A 20,258-nucleotide genomic window follows, 5' to 3' on the forward strand; every position below is an offset into this window, starting at 1 on the left:
GACCACGCATGGGCCGGATGTCGGCCTGCCCTCGGGCCAGATGGGCAATTCCGAGGTCGGCCACACCAATATCGGCAGGCCGGAAACGCGCCCGGCGGATGCGCCCGCCGCCGATCGGGGCGAGGGCTGAGCCATGCGCATCGTTTCGCTTTTCACCCGGCACGCAACGGCCGCCAACCTGCTGATGAGCCTGATCCTGGCCTTCGGGGTCTATGCGACCACGCAGCTGCGCGCGCAGTTCATGCCCGATGTCATCTCCGAGGAGGTCTCCGTCTCCATCGCGTGGGAGGACGCCTCTGCCGAGGATGTCGCCGACGACATCGTCAACGTGGTCAGCCCGAACCTGCTCGGCGTCGAGGGGGTCTCCAGCCTTTCGGCCATCGCACGGTCCGGGCAGGCGCGCTTCACGCTCGAATTCGAACCGGGCTGGGACATCTCGCGCGCCATGGAGGACGTGGACGCCGCCATGCCCTCGGCCTCCGCCCTGCCGGAGGCCGCCGAAGACGCCGAGATCGCGCGGGGCGTCTGGCGCGAACGCGTGTTCGACGTGGTGCTTTCGGGCGATGTCGAGGCCGACCGCATCGAGGCGCTGGGCGAGGAGCTCAAGCAGGAGTTCCTCAGGGCAGGGATCACCCGGGTCAGCCTGCGCGGCGTGACGTCCCCCGAGATCACCCTCGAGATCGATGCAGCACATCTGGCCGAATACGGGATGAGCCTGTCGGATGTGGGGGCGGTGATCGAGGCCAATGCGCGCGAGAGCGCCGTCGGAGAGGCCGGGGCCTCGGGCACGCCGGTGCGCATCGGTCAGGACAAGCTTTCCGCGGAGGGGCTTGCCGGCATGGAGCTGCGCACGGACCGCGGGGTGATCTCGCTCGACGAAATCGCGCAGGTGCAGACGAGCAAAGCGGGTTCGGGCCGGGCCTATTTCCTCGAAGGCCGTCCGGCGGTGTCGATCAGCGTCGAGCGCGGGCCCACGGGGGATGCGCTCGCCATCCAGCGCGAGGTAATCGAGATCGGCGAGGCCTTCGTCGCCAAGGCGCCGGAAGAGCTGCAAATCGACCTCATGCGCAACATGGCCGAGGGCATCGGCGACCAGCTTTCGATCCTGATCGACAATGCGTTCTTCGGTCTCGGCCTCGTCCTTGTCCTTCTCTTCGTCTTTCTGTCGCCTTCCGCCGCCGTCTGGGTCTCCGCCGGTATCCCGGTGGCCATGGCCGCGGGCCTCGGGCTGATGTGGGTCACCGGCCAGTCGCTGAACATGATCTCCATGTTCGCGCTGTTGATCTGCCTTGGCATCATCGTGGATGACGCGATCGTCGTGGCGGAACATGCCGAGTATCGGCACCGCACCAAGGGAGAGCGCCGCGACCGGGCCGCCGAGCGCGCCGCGCGCGGCATGCTCGTCCCGGTTCTCGCCTCCACGGTGACGACAGTGGTGGCCTTCATGTCGCTGCAGTCGATCGATGGCCGCTTCGGGGAGTTCATCGCGACGATCCCGCTCGTGGTGGCGGCCGTTCTCGCCGCATCCTTGGCCGAGTGCTTTCTGATCCTGCCGCATCACCTTGGCCATGGGTTGGCCAAGCTCGACACGAGCTTTCTGAGCTGGCCCTCGCGGGTGGTGAACCGTGCCTTCGACCGGATGCGGGTCGCCGTCTTCGCGCCGGTGGTGCGGGCGCTGATCGCGGCGCGCTACGCCGTGCTACTGCTTGCCGTCGGCGCGACGCTGCAGGGCATCATGATGGTGGTCGATCGCGACGTGAGCTGGCGCTTTTTCGTGGCGCCGCAAAGCACCACCATCTCGGCCAACATCGCCATGACGGATGAGGCCACGCGCGGCGACACCATGGAGATGCTCGACGAGATGCTGCGCGCCGCAAACGAGGTGCGCGCCGATTTCGAGGCCGAGCACGGCGCCGATCCGGTGACGGCGGTGCTGACCGAGATCGGCGGCAGCGCCGGGCGCGGCCTTGCCACCGCCGAAGACAAGGATGCCGACCTGCTCGGCGCCCTGACCATCGAGCTGATCGGGGCCGACGACCGCCCCTATGATGCGGATGCCTTCGTGCAGGCCTTCGAGCAGGCACTGCGCAAGCCCGAGACGCTCGAGACCTTCAGCTTCCGCGCCGGGCGTTTCGGGCCGGGCGGCGACAGCCTCGATGTGGCGCTTTACGGCTACGATCCCATGGCGCTCGATCAGGCGGCGGAGGCGCTCAAGGAGCAGCTTGCCCTGATCCCGGACATCACCGGGCTGGAGGACGACCTGACCCTCGCGGCGACGGGCCAATCCCTGCGCCTGACGGGGCTGGGCCGCGCCATGGGCTTTGACGAGACGGATGTCGCGACCGAGCTGCGCAACCGGCTGAACGGGGTCGAAGCGGTCTCGTTCCAGGAGGGCAGCCAGGAGGCGGTGATCCGCGTCGAGCTGCCCGAGGACGCGCTGAGCGCGGCCTATCTCGAAGAGATCCTGATCCAGTCGTCCGAAGGGCAATGGGCCGAGCTGGGCGAGATCGTCGAGGTCGTGGCCGACCCTTCGATCACCTCGATCCGCAGCGAGGCCGGGCAGTCGGTGGTGCATGTGACGGGCGAGATCTCGGCCACGGACCCGCTGCGGGCCGAGGCGGTGATGACGCAGATCCGGGAGGTCGAGCTGCCGGCCATCGCCGCGAGCCACGGGGTGAGCTTCGAGATGGGCGGGTTGGCCGAACAGGAAAGCGAGTTCCTGGGCGATGCGCTGGTCGGCTACGGGATCTGCCTGTTGCTGATCTACATGACGCTGGCGCTGGTCTTGGGCAACTGGTTCTGGCCGCTGTCGATCATGGGGGTGATCCCGGTAGGGCTCACCGGCGTGATCTGGGGCCACTACTGGTGGGATCTGCCGATGTCGATCTTCTCGATCGTGGGCTTCGTCGGCATGAGCGGCATCATCGTGAACGACTCCATCGTTCTGGTCACCGCGATCTCGGACAGGATGAAGACCATGCCGCACAGGGAGGCGATCGTCGACGCGGTGTCCGAGCGGCTGCGCCCGGTGCTGCTGACGACGCTGACGACGGTGCTCGGCCTCGCGCCGCTGTTGTTCGAAGCCAGCACGCAGGCGGCCTTCCTGAAACCGATGGTGGTCACCCTGTGCTTCGGGCTGATCTTCGGCTTCTTCATCGTGCTGTTCGTCGTGCCCTCCCTGATCGCTGTGCAAGGCGACATCGGCTCCGCCATTGGCCGCCTTCGGGGCGCTGGGCGCGGGCTGGCACCGGCGGGCGCAGACGCGCAGTCGGAGGCAAGCTGAGCGCCTCCGCGCCCACCCGATCAGGTGACGCGGCGCAAAAAGCGGCGCAGCCGTTCGTCACGCGGCGCTTCGAGCAGTTGGCCCGGCGGGCCCTGCTCGACGATGCGGCCGCCTTCCATGAAGATCACGCGATCGGCGATCTCGCGGGCGAACTGCATCTCGTGGGTGACGATCAGCATCGTCTGGCGCTGCTCGGCGACACGGCGCATGAGGTCGAGCACCTCGCCGACCCATTCGGGGTCGAGCGCCGAGGTCGGCTCGTCGAAGAGCATCAACTCGGCTCCGATGGCCATCGCCCGGCCGATCCCGACGCGCTGCTGCTGGCCGCCAGACAGAGCCGCGGGATAGCTGTCGGCCTTTTCGGCGAGGCCGGTCTCGGCCAGCACCTCGAGTGCGCGGCGCTCCGCCTCGTCGCGCGGGCGGCCCTGCACCGTGACCAGCGCCTCCATGATGTTCTCCTTCGCCGTCTTGTTGGCGAAGAGCGCATAGTTCTGAAAGACGAAGGCCGTGGCCCGGCGCAGCGACAGGATCTCGCGCTTCGTCGCCCGGGCGACATCGACCGAAGTCTCGCCCACCTCGATCGTCCCGGCCTCGGGCCGATCGAGGAAGTTGAGGCAGCGCAGCAGCGTCGATTTGCCGGTGCCCGAGGGGCCGATCACCACGACCCGCTCGCCCTCCGCGATGTCGAGATCGATGCCGTCGAGCACCGCCGTGCTGCCGAAACGCTTGGTCAGTCCACGCACCGAAATCATCGCGCATACGCCCTGTTGAGATGGGTTTCGAGCTGCTTCTGCCCCTGGCTCAGCACCTCCACGATGATCCAGTAGAGCACCGCCACCACGAGGAAGGCCTCGAAGTAGAGAAAGCTGCCCGAGGCCTCTTTTTGCGTCGCGCCCATCATCTCGGTCACACCGAGGGTGAAGGCCAGCGAGGTGCCCTTGATCATGTCGATGAAGTAATTGACCAGCGTCGGCGCCGCGATCCGGCCCGCCTGCGGCAGCACGATCCGCCGCATCATCTGGCCCTGCGTCATGCCGATCGACTGCGCCGCCTCCCATTGGCTGCGGTCGACGCCGGTGATCGCGGCGCGGATCGCCTCGGCCATATAGGCCGAGAAATGCAGCGTCAGCCCCATGATCGCGGCCGTGACGCCGTTGATCTGCGTCAGGAACGACAGCACCTGCGGCAGGCCGTAGTAGAACAGGAACAGCTGCACGAGCAGCGGCGTGCCGCGAAAGAAGCTGATGAAGAGCACCACGAGCCAGTCGAGCCCCGGCACGCGGATCACCCGCTCCACCGCAAGGAGCGAGGCCAGCACCAGCGCGCAGAGCATCGCCACCGCCGCCATGAAGAGCGTCAGCGGCACGTAGCCCAAGATGACGGGCACCAGCCCCAGCATGTAGTCGAGGTCGAGCGCCCGCATGGTTCAGCTCACTCGGTTTCGGCAGCGACGGAGGTGATGTCGCTGTCGAACCACTTCTGCGAGATCTCGGTCAGCGTGCCGTCCTCCTTCAGCGCGCTCAACGCCGCATCGACGCGGTCGCGCTTAGCCCGGTCCTCATCGGTATCGCGGAAGGGCAGGGCGTTGCGGATCTCGGAGAAGGGCTGCCCGGCAAGCTGCAGCGGCAGCGGGCTTTCCTTGATCACCTGCGCCGAGGAAACGCGGTCCATCACGAAGGCATCGACGCGCCCCAGCGCGGTGTCCTGCTCGATGTTCGTCTCGTAGGTGCGGATGTCGATCTCCTCGGCAAAGGGCAGCTCGCGCAAAAGCTGCTCGAAGTTCGAGCCGAGATTGACTGCGACGGTCCGTCCGCGCAGGGATTCGACGCCCTCGATCTCGTTATTGCCCTCCTGCGTCACCACCTGCGCGCCGTCGATGACGTAGGGCTGGGTGAAGACGAAGGCCGCCTCGCGTTCGGGGGTGATGGTGATCTGGTTGGCGATCGTGTCGATCCGCCCGGCCTCGAGCGCGCCGATCAGGCCCGAAAAGCTCATGGTCTGGAACTCGATGTCGAGCCCGGCCTCTTCGCCCACGGCATTCATCACATCGACCTCGAAGCCCTGCAGCTCGTCCTGGCGCACGAAGGTGAAGGGAAAATACCCGCCCGACATGCCGACGACCAGCGTGTCGTTTTCCTGCGCCACGGCGGCGGTCGACAGCCCGGCCGTCGCGATCGCGGCGGTGATGATTGTTTTCAGCATGATGCAGCTCCTTGGTCCTGGACACCCGACGTGCCGTCTGAACGGCCCGGGTTCAACGTGCCAATGCAGATAAGAGCGAATGTTCGGCGGGCGAGGACAGGAGCGGAAAATCGTCTGCCGCGGCGCGGATTGCAAGGACCAGCATTCCGCCCCGTCGCAGTCGCGTAGCTTTCCACGGCGCCGCCCGCGCATGTACGCGAATCCCGGCAAGACATCGGCGGCCTGCCTGGCCAGGAATGGATAGAGTAATGAGAGGACCTGGGTCGAACTCGGCACCACGGATCGGCAACCGCATTACCGCGCTGAGAGAAGACAGCCGACGACGAGCGCGCAGCTTCGTCCTCGCCTGATGAGTGAGGAAGGGGGGGGCGATGATCCGGGGCGAATGTTGATCCACGCAAGGCAGTACCGCGGGCTTTCCTTCAGCCGCGCTAAAACATGTCCGCGGGATCTTTAACGACGCCGTTCCTGTAAGGGGGTTAGTGGCGGAGAGACAGGGATTCGAAGAATGCAGAGAATATCCATGTAACACTCTGCTATATAATAAAAAAATTTAGTATGGCGTTCGGCTGTGTTCCAAGATGTGTCCCATATTGTGTCCCGGAGTTTGGGGTGCTACGAGAACGTAGGTTTCGGGGTGAAATAGTCATGGCGGCAGCTAAAGGCCGAGGGATTCAACAGCGCGGAAACACTTGGCACCTTCGTATGCGGGTGCCAGCCAGATATCGCTCGGTTGAGAAGAGAAAGGTCATCAAGCAGAGCCTTCACACCGACAGCGAAAGTGAGGCGGAAACATCGGCACGGGTGCTTCGAGCTGAGATCCTTGCAGATCTTGACCGGCGCTTGGGCGGCGAAGAGGTGAGGATCAATCCCTCTTTCAAAAATGTCGCTGCGCTGGCGAAGGCGCGTGGCACCACCTACCGAACTGCCTCTGAATTGGCGGAGGGGCCATTTGCTGACCTGATGGCGCGCATCAGTCACCTAATGCAAGAAGATCCAAACGCAACTCAGTCCGAAGTGATTTCTGCTGAACTGGGAGGCGTCGATAGACCGCAGGTGATGATTTCTAATCTCGTGGAGGAATATGAGGAAGCGAGTCGCGCCCGCCTTTCTGGTAAAGATGAAGATCAGAAGCGGCGCTGGCGTAATCCCTACATTCTGGCCGTTAAGGAGCTTCTTTCAGTAATTACAGATAAGCCAGCTTACGATATTACGAGGCAAGACGCGCTCGCGCTTGAAGCAGTTTATCTGGATCGGGTCGCCAAGGGCGAAATTCTGGCGGATACGGCCAATAAGACCCTTGGTTTCCTGAGGACTTTGCTGAGGGCTCACTGCAAAAGACATCAATTGAAAGATAACTTGGCTTTCGCGGAGTTGACTATCCATGGGGGGCGAGAGTCAAAGAAGAAGCGCGAATTCTCAGAAGATTGGATACGCAGGAATCTCCTGTGTGCCAATCCTCTGCCCGGAACAAATGAGGAAATTAGAGATGTTTTGATCGTTATGGCTGAAACAGGGGCGGGTCCCTCTGAGATAACAGGAGTTCTGCCTCACCACCTACGACTATACGAAGAAATTCCGCATATCCAACTTAGGGAAAAGGGTCGGAAGCTGAAAAATCCCTTCCGCGAACGGGATCTTGTGCTGGTAGGTCCCGCACTGGAGGCAGCCAGAAGGCATCCAGAAGGTTTCATTAGGTATCGAAATAAACCTGGTTTTTCGGATGCTGCGAATTCCTATCTCCGAGAAAATGGCTTGCTACCGACGGAAGACCATACGGTCTATTCCCTCCGGCACGCTTTTCAGGGGCGTATGCGACGCGCAGGAGGGATCGACCAATTTTTCCAAGCCAGGATGATGGGGCATAGCCCGAAGAACATACTCAAGCGTGAAATCTATGGTGACGATCTGACGCTTGAACAGAAGCTCGCACTTATGAACGTCATCCGCCTCGACGCTACCCTGGAAGAAAGACAACGGGCAAAGCAAATCCTTCTTGAAGCCGTGGCCTAAGCAGCAAGTTGACGCTCTGCAATGAGGCGAGCGCGGGCTAAAATGCTCTCCCGGGTCAAGAGTTTTTCCGCTTCTCGTTCAATTGCCGCAAAGATTGGCAGGTAGTGCTCCCCGTGTAGCGCTACCACGAGCGCTGCGTAGTCTCGAGCTGACCTGATCTGCTCTGGCGTGTAAGTCATCGACTCTTCTAACCTCTCGTTGCGAGGTCAGGAGTTCGGATCGGAAAAGTTATCCACAGGCTCCTGTTGGGAAAAAAATTCGGCAAGGGGAGTGGCACTGACGGTGGCGCGAGCGGTTCAGAAGTTTCCCTGCGCCGCTCCAGCCAAGATTATCTTGTCCAGCGTCAGGTCAGAGACCAATGGGCGCAGGCACTGGTTTTACTTCTTGAGCTGCTCCAGCCGCTTCAGCTGGCTCCGGCTCATGCCAGCGTATTGTCGCCGCCATCTGTAGTAGCTCTGCTGCGTGATCCCGACTTAGTGCACCGCATCGGCAACCGGCATACCTTGGCCGTGCAGCACCTCGAGAGGCAAGCCGGGCTCTGCAACGTTGTGAGGCTGGCCAGTATCCTGACCTTTTGTTTCAGCGGCGACCTGGCCTCTGATGGAAAAGCGGAACGGCGTCCTCGGAAAAGATTATGGGGCGTCTCGATGGTCGAGCGTCCATGGGAGCCAAATCATGTCGCAGCCCGGTCAGATCTGCTGGGAGCCGTGCTTCGGAAGCGTGGTGCTTTGGACTGAGCAACTCGTATGGTGGCTGGAGGTGGCGGGCGAAGTCACCTTCATGCAGTTCGTATAAGTTATTGATTTGTTAAGTAAACCAGCAGGCAGAGATTCTGCCACAGCACCCTTTGAAATTCGCAGGTGGTAACATTCATAATGCTTTAGCTGCTGATGGACCGCCATTCGGGGATGACGGTAAACCATTGATCCAGGTAGATCCTGCCATGCTGATCCTCGTCGCTATCGGTCTTGCGCCAGGAAACGAGGGCAAAAACCTCGGCGTAGAACTTCTCTCCAACCACACCCGGCGAGAAGCCTCGTTGCATCTTGCCGATCCGATGCAGCCCATTCTCGATAGGCGCAAAGACATGCCAAGGGTTTCTATCCCGCTGGCTCTGCGTTCTCTTGATCCAGATGCGATCGCCAGGCTTCAGCCCCGTGATAACGGCCTTAGTTTTTTGCCGATCCCTCTCGTCGGAATAGCATCCCGGCCCATCCCAGGCTGGGAAAGACAGAAAGACTTCCCGGACAGAGCAGGGGATCAGTGGTGCCTTGGCTCGAGCTTCCAGTGAAGGATGGTGCGGCTCGAGTTCGAGCGGCGCGAGATGCTCCGACCTCTCCGTCGAGATCAACCGCCTTGTCGGCGCCATGAAGCCCCCTGTTGTCAGGCTCAGGCTGTATCGGGCCCGGGTGGCGGCGACATAGAAAAGGCGTCGATCTGCGCCGGTGATCGACAGGCCGTGAAGCCAGTCGCAATCGCAGACGACGACATTGTCGAATTCGAGGCCCTTGGAGCTGTGCGCGGTGAGCACCATCACGCCGTTCTGCTCGGGCCGCCAGCCATGCGCCCATTCTATGAACTCCTCGAGCGCCAGGCGCGGCGAGACCTCCACCGGCTGATCTTCGGCGGCCTCGCTTCTCTCGGGGTCTTCTTCGGCCGCATCCAACTGGTCACGCAGGTAGTCCCTCAGCCATTGTGCCACAGCACGCGCCCAGAGGCTTCCGTAATGCCCCTCCAGCCACCCGGCGACCCGCTCGATGTCCTCCGGCAGCAGCACTCGGCCGACGCGCTCCTTCTTCTCCAGCCACTCCCTGACCCGGACAGCTTCTTTCACGCGCGCCATGGGCACGAGCCCCTGGAGGTCGCGTGAGACCTCGATCCCGGCGCCCACCAGCGCGCGCTCGACCACCGGGATGTGCGAGCGTCGGCGCACCAGCACGGCGGTAGATGCCCAGCGCCATTTCTCCTTGCCTACCGTTGCGCGCAGACGGAGCAGCTCGGCCGTCGCGAGGGCCGCGTGGCTTTCGATGGTTCGATCGGCATTCTTGAGGATCGTTACTCGACCAAGGTCGGGATCGCGCGGTCGGTGATAGCGGCCTTGCAGTGGATCATGGACCCGGTCTGGATCGATTTCGATTTCCCGGGTCTTCAGGCGATCGGAGCAATGGGAGATGATCTCAGCGGCACAGCGCAAGATGGCTCCGCTCGAGCGGTAGTTCCATGTCAGCTCGGGCATCTTCTTGGGCGTGTTGAACAGCCGATCGAAGGCGCGGATATGCTGCCCGCTGGCGCCGCCGAAGTCATAGATGTTCTGGTCATCGTCTCCGACTGCAATGAAGCGGACATCGACAAGATCGGCCGCACTGCGTGCTTCACTCGCGGCCTTCTTCTGGCTCTGCTGCGAGATCTCCTTGATTAACGCGAAGGAGTCCTCGGTCACGTCTTGGAACTCGTCGACGAAGACCCACCGGAAGCGCCGCAGGATGAGGTCCGAGAGATTGCCGCCGTCATCGCGTTGCTGGGTCAGCCGCGCGCTGGCGTGCGACAGAATGCGATCGAAGGCGCTGGCCTTGCGCCCGCTGTCGGCCTCGGTGTCGGTAAGCCCGACTTCCTCGCCCACCGCCTCATCCGAGAGCTCGGCGAAGGACTGGCCGAGCACCTGCAAGGCAAAGGAGTGATAGGTGTAGACCGAGACGACCGCGCCGCGTCGGCCAAGTGCAGATTTCGCACGCAGGCGCGAGCGGATTTCTTCCGCGGCACGCCGGTTGTAGCACAAAGCCAGGATCTGGTCTGGCGGCACGCGCTCGACGCCGACGAGCCAGACGATGCGCTCCACCAGCACCCGTGTCTTGCCGGCGCCCGGGCCGGCCAAGACCAGCAGATCTTTCAGGCTTGTGTCGTCATGCACGATCTTCGACTGCTCGGGGTCGAGCCTGCTGCGCAGCTCGATCTGCCGCTGGACCGGGGCAGGGCGGTTTTCACGAACCACCTTCAACTCTTCGCCCTCGAAGAATGTTGCGAGGCTCTCCTTGGACGGCGTCGCGAAGTAGGACTTGAGAAGCTCAGGCGCCTCATCCGGCACATCGAGCACCCGCCGGGCAAAACCGTCCATGAGGTGCAGCTGGCGGATCTCCTCCTCCTGGAAGGCCTCAACCCCGGTGCGGAACATCTCCTGAGTGTAGGAGCGGACGGTCAGGTTGGTATCGCGCCGTGCGATCTCGACGCGGACGGCCTCACTCTTGGTGTAGAGCCCGGCCGAGATGTCGAGCGCCTTGATCCGTGTCAGCAGGCGCAGATGACGCCGCACGAGACGCTCTGATGCGCCCGCTGCGAGTCTGGAGCCGTCCGGAGCGCGCCAGGTCCCTTCGACATCCATGTCGAAACTTTCGACCTCTTCAGCGAGGTGATCCGTTTCGATACGCAGGTGGCGCTCGTCGTCCGCAAGCTTTTCGAGCACCCCAAGCACGCGGGATGTCTGCGCACGGTGTTGTTCGAGCCGGGCCCGGAGGTCGTCCGGCTCGAGCTCGGGCGCGTAGATCGTGAGCTGCTTCGTCAGATTGGCTGGTGCCACCTTGAGGTTGATGAGTTTGAGCCAGCGCAGCTCCTCGAGAAGCTGAAGAGCCTCCTTGGCAGTAAGGCGCACGCCTTCTTCAAGCTCGTTCTGAACTTTCTGAAGAAGCGCCGCGAGCGTGATTTGGAATGGCCGCGGCGCGGGCTTGTCGGGTTGCTCGCCTTCCTCGACCTCCTGGGTGTCGTCGAAGGTGTCCTCCTCCGCCGTGGCCCGGGCCTCGAACAGGGCGATGATGACTTCGACCACTGCGTTGCTCTTCTCCGCCCAGGTCGAGACGAGGCGCGGCGCAATCCGCGCACCGCCGAGCTTGATGTCGATGGTCGTATCGGCATGCAGAAGATCGCGATGCTTTCGCAGGGCGGTTACGGCTTTGCGCACGATCTTCAGTCGGCCGGTCTTTCGTAGGCCACATATATCCGCAAGCTCTTCGAGATCGTCGGGGAGCTGGGGCTCGTCGCCTCTGGCGGCCTGCGAGAAGAGATACTGGACGATCCGGGTCTGGATACGGGTGAGACCCTTGGGATCGCGCTGGAGCGCGTCGAGAACCTGCCTTTTGACCCGGAGACGGGAAAATCCGGATTGCACCCCCACCTTGCGAATGAGGCCATGGGCCTCGAGTTCATCGACGATGCGGTCGACCCGTGATCTCTGTAACTCCTCGGCGCGCTCGTAGGTCGAGTCCTTCAGAAACCCCAACACATCTTCAGCGACCACTTGGTAGGGCAGTGAGATCGGAGGGAAGCGGTTGGTCTTGCGCTGCACGCGGCGCTGGATGTCGAGCACATAGGCCAGGACAGCATCGATGTCCTCCTTGTGGAGATGCCCCTGGGCGCAAAGACCAATGCGGCGGTCATGCTCATCCGGGTCGTGCAGGAGAATGCAGGTGGCTGGCTTTTTGTCGCGCCCTGCGCGCCCTGCTTCCTGGGCATAGGCTTCGAGAGAGGCAGAGGGTCCGGTATGGAGCACCAGACGCACCCGCGGGCAGTCGACCCCCATGCCAAAGGCGATGGTCGAGACAATGACCCGTAAGCGTCCCTCAGCGAAGTCGCGCTCGACGCGCGCCTTGTCCTCCGGGGTGCGATCGGCGTGGTAGAACTCCACGCTGTGGCCGAGAGCGTCGAGGCTGGACGCGATCTGCTGAGTGTCTTTGCGGCTGTAGGCATAGATGATTGCCTGGCCGCCTTCGGGTAAAAGCTCCGGGTCGCGGAGCATGTCGCTCAGCTGCTCATGCGTCTCGCCATCACGGGGCAGCACGCGGTAGGTGAGGTTCGGGCGCTCGGCCCCGCCGTCGATCACCGCGAGCGACCGGTCCATGCCGGTCTTGAGGGCTTTCTGTATGTCTTTCTGGGTCTCTGACCGAGCGGTGGCGGTCAGGCACAGAATGGCGGCCTTCTCGCTACCGCGCGCGCCGCACTCGGCGATCCACTTGGGCGCACGCCGATAGTCGCCGCGAAAGCCATTGCCCCATGCTGAAATGCAATGTGCCTCGTCGAAGACCCACATGCCGATGCGCCGGCTCTCGAGCACAGAGCGTGTCGATTTGGAGCCAAGGCTTTCCGGTGCGAGGTAGAGCAGGGCGATCCGCCCCTCGCGGATATCCGAGAGGATTTCGTTGCGGGTTACGACATCGAGATCGCTATGCAGCCGTGCGACGCCGGGCAGACCTTCCTCTTCTGCCTTGGCGGCTTGGTCCTCCATCAGCGCCTTGAGGGGTGAGACCACCACGGTGAGATCGCCGGTGCGCTCGTGGTGCTCGAGGGCGGGCACCTGGAAGCAGCGTGACTTGCCGGTGCCGGTGGGAAGAATACCCAGAGCCGAGCGCCGGACCAGGGCTGCGTCCATCACGCGCTGCTGGTAGGCGATGCCCTTCTTGTCGAAGGGCGGCTGAAAGCGCGGAGTCTCGCCTTCGGCAGGCGGAAACCACCGGTTCATGCTGTGAAGCGATGTCTCGTAGTCCCGGCAGCGGCGGCAGCCCGATTGGCTGCATCGCCGCCTGCCCAGCTCATCCAGGGCCTCCTGGAAGCCGAGCCCTCCCTTCAAAAGCCACTCGGCCGGTGCCGGCCGCTGGTCGCGGTGCCGAACCCAGCTCAGGACCCAAGCCAACGGCCAACCGTTCTTCGAGTCGAAGGCATGGAGGAGCTGGCCGTGCAGCCCGCGCATGCAGACCTCGCCCTGGAACATCCGGTGGATCGTGTCGATGATCGGCTTGGCTTCCTCCAGATCATTACCTGAAGGGGTAGAGACGCGCCCTAAGGCGGCATCGAAGAAGGCCGCGTAGCCTTTGTGGTTTGCGCCGAGACCGCACAGCCAGCGCAGGACCTCTACCCATTCGCGCTCCATCGTCTCGAAAGCCAAGGCCTCGGAGCGGAGGAGGGCAATGGTTTCGAGCGTGTCCTGAACGGGATCTGCCAAGCCTGTTTGGGCCAGATAGGGCTTGTTCAGCGCATGCGACTTGAGGCTGGGGAAGGCGAGGGGGCTAAGCCAGATCGTATCGACGAGCTGAAGGTCGTCGAATGACCTGCCTGTCAGAGCTTCAAGCTCAGGGAGATCATGGATGGCTGCATTGTGCCCGATCGCGAAGCGATGACGGCGCAGTTCGGCCTCAATTTTTGTGGCTGAGAGCCCGCGCTTGCTCGCTGCATCCTCTGCCGCTGCGGTGGCAGGAAATGCGGCGGCATCACGAAGGCGCGCGAGGCCCCTGGCGTCATCGATGATTTCGAGGTCAAACCCGACCGCGGCGGAAAGCAGATCGTCAACGGTTCGAATTGGCGGCGCCAAAGTGCTGGCGCTGCCCAAGCCATTGGCATCTCGAAATCCTTCACCGAAAAAACGCTTGAGCAAATGAGACCTCCGCCCGGGAGCAGACAGAAATACCGAGCCGGGTTCAATTGAAAAATAGTGAAAAAATGCGGATCGGCGCCCTATGCGATGCGATGTTCCCCCTTTGCCCCAACTGACAATGAATGCGGCGCGATATTCTTAGAAGAGTATCGCCAAATACGGCAAGGCAAGCAGGACTTCGGGTGGTCACCGCCCGGACCTAAGTCCCAACGGACCAAGAAGAACCGCCGGTCATATAGGAGCTATTTTTACATGAAGCATTGGCGTTTCTCTAAGGGGTGCGACACACGAGGTGCGAGCCTCGTTGAATACTGCCTGCTGGCAGGCTTGGTTGCGATCGTGTCTATCGCCAGCGTCACGCAGATGGGGGAAAGGTCTCGACGACCTTCGAAAGCTCGACGGTCGCGCTTGCTGCGGCAGAGGCTGATGCCGGAGAAGGAAGCGCCTCTACTGGTGAGGCTCCAGGTGGAGGCTCTGAGCCTTCTGGCGATACGGGTGGGAACCCGTCAGGCGGCGATGAGGCGGGCGGGAGCGATCCGGCGCCGACCGAGCCCGAGGGGACGATCTATAATACCGAATGGGTCAAGGAAGTCGTCCAGAACAACCGGTGGACGGGCCACCCACCCTTGCCGGTCCTCCCGGCGTGCCAGACCATCTCGGGGTCGAACCAGGCCAGCAGCGAGTCGCGCATGCGCAGCGCCGCGTTGTAGTCGGACCAGTTCGTCGTGCGATAGCGGGTCGGGGAAGGCTTCGGCATGCCCTCGATCTAATCCTCAGGACCCTCAACAAGATGTGCAACATGGTCGGTCAGCGTGCGACCCGAAGCGGACCTTGAGCGTTGGGGTTGGATGCTGCGTTTGCAGCGCCCATTGCTGCCGTTCGCTGCACCGGCTTGATTTCAGGCGCGCCCGTGGCCTAACGCTCGAACGATTCCGCGCGTCAACTAAGTAAGAGCCGCACAATTTTTGGTCATAAGCTTTTCATTACAGGCAATTCCAAATAGCGCTGAAGCGCTCGGATATCTGCGAGATCTGGCATCTTGTGAATCATTCGGTGGCAATTGGCGCACAAGACCGCCAGATCAGATACATCTAAGTGGCGCATCTCGAAGTTCTCGGCGTATGGCACTTTATGATGAACTTCAAAAACCGCCGAACGAACGCTATCTTGATGCGATATTTGGCAACATTCGCACTTGGCGCCGTATTGATTGAGGGCGAGTTTTCGAGCCTTCGAGCCTCGCTCGACCGCTTTAGCCCATTTTCGACGTTTCTTCTCGCTTTCGATAACATCTTCGAAACCTCGTAGCCATTTTTCGAACCAAGCAACCCAGTTACTACTCTCATCCCCGTATAACACCGGAAACTGACCCTTGGGTCTGGGTTGTATCTCATCAACCCTTTTCTCAACGGGGACCAAAAATGCGTCTCTCGGATCGACCCTGATCCTGCAATAGATGTCCGAATTTCCGGCTTTGAGCTTATCTGGATGTCTGACGGGTATGGAGAAAACAGTCGCGTTTCTATAGTAACCGCACACAAATCCGCTACTGATAAAAATCACAGTCACATTTGAGATTTCTTCATCGCCTTTAGAGCCACCCAATCGACTCAGGTCACCGCCACCCTCCTTAGGAAGGTAACCGTAAATGAAGCCATCCGAAGCAACCGAAAAATTATGCATTTCATGCGGGACTTCACCACTTTTCCCATACCCCATGACCGGTTCCGCAGACAGGGCTTCCCCTTCAAATCGGCCGAAACTCTCAACGCGGGCTAACAAATAACTCATCTTTCCTCCTGTTTCTTCCCCTTGGCAATATATGAAGCAACTTCACGTGGCGCTGTTTCAAGCCTTTTAGTTCGACCCATAGCTGTTGCTCATGAAGCTCTCGTTCAATGGCCGCTTTCAGCTGCAAAACTAATATGCCAGATAACATAACAATGTAAAAAATCAAAAGCCCGTAGCGCCTGCAAAAGTGGAAGTCGGTGCAGGCAAGGCAACGCCGTATTAAAAGCTAAACTCTGAATAATTCGATCCAGTCTTTTTGAATTCTCTTCGCTATAGATTTTCGATCCCGCACTCCAAAACGATCAAATCGACCAGCCATCTGTTCAGACCAGTCAGGCAAGTCTTCAACATCTTTCAACGCTTCGATTCCGCAACAAAAAACTATTGTAGCAAGCCAAACAGTAACCTCATGATCGTATTCAGAATTGTAGTCACCCTCGATACGCTCTACCGTTTTTTCTCTTGGTGCAGAGAGATACGTTCGAAGCTCCGACGTCTGAGTATCACCAGAAACCAACTTCATATGGAGCCCAGGGTCGACGACGGAGGTGACAAGAAGCGCGCAGAGTATATCAATATATCCGTCCATATAATTTTTCTCATGAACGGCATTGGGCAATAAAGCGACCTTGGAGAGGACCTTTCCAACATCCCTAAGGGATACATCCCGACTTTTGGCCACGCATTTTAAGATACTTACACAACGGTCTGAAACGCGCTGTGGAAGCTTCATATCGGATATAAGATTTGACGCGTATTTGGCTACAACATCAACTTCACCGCGCTCACCGACCATGCGAGGAAGCGAAAACGAGACGTTTATGAATTTCCGGAGATACCTTTCGGCATCAATCTCAGCGCCATATCTTGCTTTTACGCTGTTCTCTAATGCTTTTCCGTTAATACTGAGTATGAAATGGACTTTTGGGACTGAAAAAAAGTGCTTGATGACTTCCAGCACAGTCAGTGCATAGTCTGGTCGGCACCGGTCTAATTCGTCAACGACAATGACGATCGGTGCTTCCGATTTTCGGGTTAAATCTGACAGCAGGCTTCGAAAATCGCCCATTGCTTCTTTTCGATCTTTTTCAATATCCCAAAGGACTTGTGCCGCATCTTTGGCTTCGCCACTGGCCGCATCCGCGATCACATCTCCTATTTCATCTAAATATTGTTTGGCACCAAACGTGGCCACCGAAAGAGCGATCCCCAATGCTGGTTTTGCAAGTTTTGCAGTGGCTGATTTCCATTTTTTTACTGTCGCAGCTTGCGCATCTGGTAAGCGGTCACTTACCGCAGTAATGATGGAAACGAGGGGGTCGGTTAGATAATCGTTTTCAAATGCATCGAAATATACAGTTGTGGCTCTGCCGTTGTTTTCTGCAATGTGAGCTGCAACCCACCTCTTGAGAAAAAAGGTCTTCCCAGATCCCCACTTATCGTCGAGTGCCAAGACAATCGGGTCTTCTATCCTCTCAACAAGTTCGGAAAGCTGCTTTGAAGTGGCCCTTCGCTCGAGGACATCATCGTCGAATCCTGTTTCATACAAAACAACGTCATTATCCTGGGGAAATAGTTTCATTCGCAGTCTTCTCTAAGCATCTGTTTCTTCGAGCAATACCGGAGAAAATGAACTGCGTCGACCCGTGTGCGGCTATCTGCAACGGCAATCTCCTGAGCATAGCTGACTTTGGTGCGGATCGCAGCGAAAGACGGCTTTCCGCCCTGTAGGCCAGGCGTAACGATCGGCCCTCTCCGGACATTCGCCAAGCGCATCATCGCTGCGTCGCAGTTCCTGCGAACCTGTCCCTGGTGGACACGCGCCGCGACGTCTCTTATTCCGAGGTCCGCAGCGCAGACATAGCGGACACCGCCAATGTCACGCTTCGAGTATAGCCAATCGCTGTAGATGGACGTCTGCGGGCACGGGTAGGACGTGTCTTGGGAAACCTTTACCTGTCTGCCCCAGGCAAAACATCGGAACCCCGTTCTGCGCAACCGCACGCAGAACGTCGTCAATGGCAGGCTGATACCGTTTCAGCATATTGCCGTGAGCAATGACCACGCATTCAGCATCGTCCGCCATCTCCGTTATCGCTTCGAGATTACGCGGGGTTCTCGCGGCCCCCAGGTTGCCGGGGATGTCTCGTGGACGAGTGGCGCGGTAGTCGAGTATGTTGCCCTTGAGGTAACGCGTGTATCCCCATTGCCGCGAAAACAAGAACTCTCGGTGGCAGGAAGGGTCATTGAAGTCAATGTTCGCCGTGGAAGGGTTCATGCCGATCCATAGGATCGTCCGGCTCTCCTGGCCTTCGGCGGTCCAATCCCGCATCAACTTCTGCCTAAACCTTTGATCCTCTGAAAACTCCGCGTCACTCACCACCCCGTCGGGAAGGCGGATCATTCGTCGCCCGCCGGGATCGTGCTGGTTTAGAGCTGGTCGCAGCATGCGTATTTGTCTCCTTCTGTGACAATAGAATGCGAAAGACGCCTGCCGTTCAATTAGCTGGCCAGAAAATCTTCCAGCCTAAGGTCCTTGCGGTGCAGCTCGAACCAAACGTGCTTCACGGCTGCCGACACCTTCTATATCTCTGTATCGTGGCAGGGGGGCAACCTCACGTTCTTGCCGATCATGTGCATCGATTGCGCTATTGAGGCCAGCATGACCTTGGTCAGCACCTGACCTGACGGCCGTTGACGCGCCAACGCAGCATGGCTGCTCAGGGCCCAAACGGACCGAGGTTTGCTACGTCGAAGCTGCAATTGGGATAATGCGCTACGCGTTGCCTCCCGGCCCAGAGCTGCCGTTGAAGCGATACCGGGTATGCGGCGGCGCGGCCCGTCGAAGTCGAACCGGACTTTCGCTGCGCATGCGTCCTGCGGGTGCCGTCGGAGGTCAGGTGTGCGGGAAGAACGGACTCGAGCTACCGAGGCTCGATAACTGGAAGAACGCTCTTCACAGCGTTTGCTATGCCGCTTGAGCTATTTGCCGCAAGAACTCTGATAACCCACGATTCAAAGTTTTCCCTTCTGGTCCCTTTCAAAGCTGACGCCAAGGTTGCAGCGATTCCTCTTTTATTGTCGTAATAGCGCAGAAGTGCCGCCAAATCTTTCTGCTCTAAAGCAGCCTTAATCTCTCGTGTTCGAGTTTCTACGATTCCAGAAATATCCAGATTTGCAGTGCGAGTATTGTAATCTCGAATCAGTTCTTCGCTCGATGTTGAGCCTGAGAGATCGATCTGCTTCAGCATTCGATCGATACGCCTTTGGCAATGACGGGCGACCACCTTATCAATCTTTTCATCGCTATCGAGTAAGCCGAATATTCCGTTGGCGACATCATTGAGCTTTTTCTGTAAGTCAGCCCCAGTGAAGCCATCAGATCCGGCAATCGCGGAGCAAACAACTGGAAGTGCGATAAGATTCTCGATCTCCGATACAGGAATGATCTTGATACCCAAGCCTTCGAAATAAGCTACATCCTCATCGCTGTAGTCATCCCCGTCCACGATACCGGAACATGTCACCCGGGTCAGACTCGCATTGGCCCGCATTGAAACCACTGAATGGATTACTTCGGAGCAAGAAGACTTCGGAACAACTGTCCATTCTGGATAGCATGCGCGGTATATTGCGTAGTCAAGGCTATCATGCGTGCCCTCAACGAAGAGGATGGGGCGTCTGCTGCCCAGAATGAGCGTGACCAGTTCCTCTGGAAACCCGGTGTTCTCTGGAATCTCTTCAATTACCCAATGGGGCTGGGGTGAAAAATCTCGAATCACATATTTTTTTGCGGATCGTGCTGCCGCAAAATCAAGGTCGTGAGTAATATAAATAAATCCGCAATCCCTTCGAGTGGCTTCTATTTCGTCCCACAGCTTGGCCATTATTGAGCGATGAACGTGAAGCTCTGGTTCATCGACGATCAAGACCGTTCCCTCCGCTGCAACCAGTGCTTGCCCTATCATGTAGAAAATCGCCCTCTCCCCATCACTCATCTCTGATGCAGGGTAGGTTTCGCCAACGCCACCGGCTGAAACTCTGATGTTATCCCCGGAGATGTGAAGTTGACGATGAGGAAGAAGCCGGTTCCAGATTTCAAGAAGCTTGTCGAACTTGGTGATCTCAAAGTTGTCTTCGCTGTGATCTGCGCCCGGCTTATGCCGATGATAGGCTTTCAACGAGGTGTTGGATTGATCGGCAAAAAGCGCTTGAATGAGATAATCGAAATCATTTAGGAGATGGGTCGCATGTTTATTGCCCCATCTATTGCCATTTCTGTGGTTCAGGCCAGCATTTCGGGACGCGTCCCCAGGGTATCCGTATCGCAACCCGGAAAGCGCTTGCCTCTCGCTAATTTTTTGAACCTCGGGATTCATGCTAAGCGCACGATGGGCAGATACACGGTGAGCCGATTCGCCCAGGCTATTTTCGATATGAACTGTGAGACGCGTTTTTCCGCCACCGTTCGCGCCGACGAATATGACAGTCTCGCCTGGGTCGAACTCTACTGCGAGAGCTTCACCCGGGGTGGGAATAGTAAAATTGAAGGTCATA

Annotated in this window: 11 protein-coding genes and 1 pseudogene; 3 read left to right on the forward strand and 9 right to left on the reverse strand. The window is 59.5% G+C overall.

All coding sequences use genetic code 11. From position 1 onward, the window contains the following. The first annotated feature begins 133 nt into the window (after nucleotides 1-133). Nucleotides 134-3,283, forward strand: a complete 3,150-nt coding sequence (locus tag NHG85_RS12685) for an efflux RND transporter permease subunit (protein ID WP_253332909.1) — start codon at nucleotides 134-136, stop codon at nucleotides 3,281-3,283. Between the two features lie 20 nt (nucleotides 3,284-3,303). On the opposite strand, the gene NHG85_RS12690 is transcribed toward NHG85_RS12685, so the two are convergent. The 3 genes from NHG85_RS12690 to NHG85_RS12700 are packed head-to-tail and all read right to left on the reverse strand — an operon-like array spanning nucleotide 3,304 to nucleotide 5,485. Further along, nucleotides 3,304-4,035: an amino acid ABC transporter ATP-binding protein gene (locus NHG85_RS12690; protein WP_253332911.1), complete on the reverse strand. Its 732-nt coding sequence runs from the start codon at nucleotides 4,033-4,035 to the stop codon at nucleotides 3,304-3,306. Then, nucleotides 4,032-4,706, reverse strand: coding sequence for an amino acid ABC transporter permease (locus tag NHG85_RS12695; RefSeq protein WP_253332913.1), 675 nt, complete (start codon nucleotides 4,704-4,706; stop codon nucleotides 4,032-4,034). The genes NHG85_RS12690 and NHG85_RS12695 overlap by 4 nt, the downstream gene beginning before the upstream one ends. Nucleotides 4,707-4,714: 8 nt before the next feature. Next, the gene (locus tag NHG85_RS12700; RefSeq protein WP_253332915.1) at nucleotides 4,715-5,485 is read right to left on the reverse strand and encodes an amino acid ABC transporter substrate-binding protein; all 771 of its coding nucleotides are present in this window, start codon (nucleotides 5,483-5,485) and stop codon (nucleotides 4,715-4,717) included. A 648-nt stretch (nucleotides 5,486-6,133) separates the two neighbouring features. Between NHG85_RS12700 and NHG85_RS12705 the strand changes: the two genes are divergently transcribed. After that, nucleotides 6,134-7,498, forward strand: a complete 1,365-nt coding sequence (locus NHG85_RS12705; protein ID WP_253332917.1) for a DUF6538 domain-containing protein — start codon at nucleotides 6,134-6,136, stop codon at nucleotides 7,496-7,498. Nucleotides 7,499-7,743: 245 nt separating this feature from the next. Further along, a complete protein-coding gene (locus NHG85_RS19965; RefSeq protein ID WP_253332919.1) occupies nucleotides 7,744-8,235 on the forward strand; it encodes a hypothetical protein in 492 nt (163 codons plus the stop codon). Nucleotides 8,236-8,378: 143 nt separating this feature from the next. Here the strand turns inward: NHG85_RS19965 and NHG85_RS12715 are convergent, their stop codons facing one another. The 6 genes and pseudogenes from NHG85_RS12715 to NHG85_RS12740 all read right to left on the reverse strand — a co-directional run bounded on the left by NHG85_RS12715 (nucleotide 8,379) and on the right by NHG85_RS12740 (nucleotide 20,257). Then, nucleotides 8,379-13,910 (reverse strand): RecQ family ATP-dependent DNA helicase, encoded by a 5,532-nt coding sequence (locus tag NHG85_RS12715; protein ID WP_253332921.1) that lies wholly within the window; start codon nucleotides 13,908-13,910, stop codon nucleotides 8,379-8,381. A 613-nt stretch (nucleotides 13,911-14,523) separates the two neighbouring features. Next, a pseudogene (locus NHG85_RS12720) lies at nucleotides 14,524-14,667 on the reverse strand (IS5/IS1182 family transposase); the annotation flags it as partial. 212 nt (nucleotides 14,668-14,879) lie between these two features. Then, nucleotides 14,880-15,701 carry an HNH endonuclease gene (locus NHG85_RS12725; protein ID WP_253332923.1) on the reverse strand — a complete coding sequence of 274 codons (822 nt, stop codon included), beginning with the start codon at nucleotides 15,699-15,701 and terminating at the stop codon, nucleotides 14,880-14,882. 226 nt (nucleotides 15,702-15,927) lie between these two features. Beyond that, nucleotides 15,928-17,283, reverse strand: coding sequence for a KAP family P-loop NTPase fold protein (locus NHG85_RS12730; RefSeq protein ID WP_253332925.1), 1,356 nt, complete (start codon nucleotides 17,281-17,283; stop codon nucleotides 15,928-15,930). Nucleotides 17,284-17,580: 297 nt separating this feature from the next. Next, nucleotides 17,581-18,105, reverse strand: a complete 525-nt coding sequence (locus NHG85_RS12735) for a DUF1643 domain-containing protein (protein WP_253332927.1) — start codon at nucleotides 18,103-18,105, stop codon at nucleotides 17,581-17,583. Between the two features lie 520 nt (nucleotides 18,106-18,625). Further along, nucleotides 18,626-20,257: an AAA family ATPase gene (locus NHG85_RS12740; protein WP_253332929.1), complete on the reverse strand. Its 1,632-nt coding sequence runs from the start codon at nucleotides 20,255-20,257 to the stop codon at nucleotides 18,626-18,628. Nucleotide 20,258 lies beyond the last annotated feature (1 nt).

The organism is Limimaricola litoreus (assembly GCF_024159025.1).
Classification (GTDB): Bacteria; Pseudomonadota; Alphaproteobacteria; order Rhodobacterales; family Rhodobacteraceae; genus Limimaricola; species Limimaricola litoreus.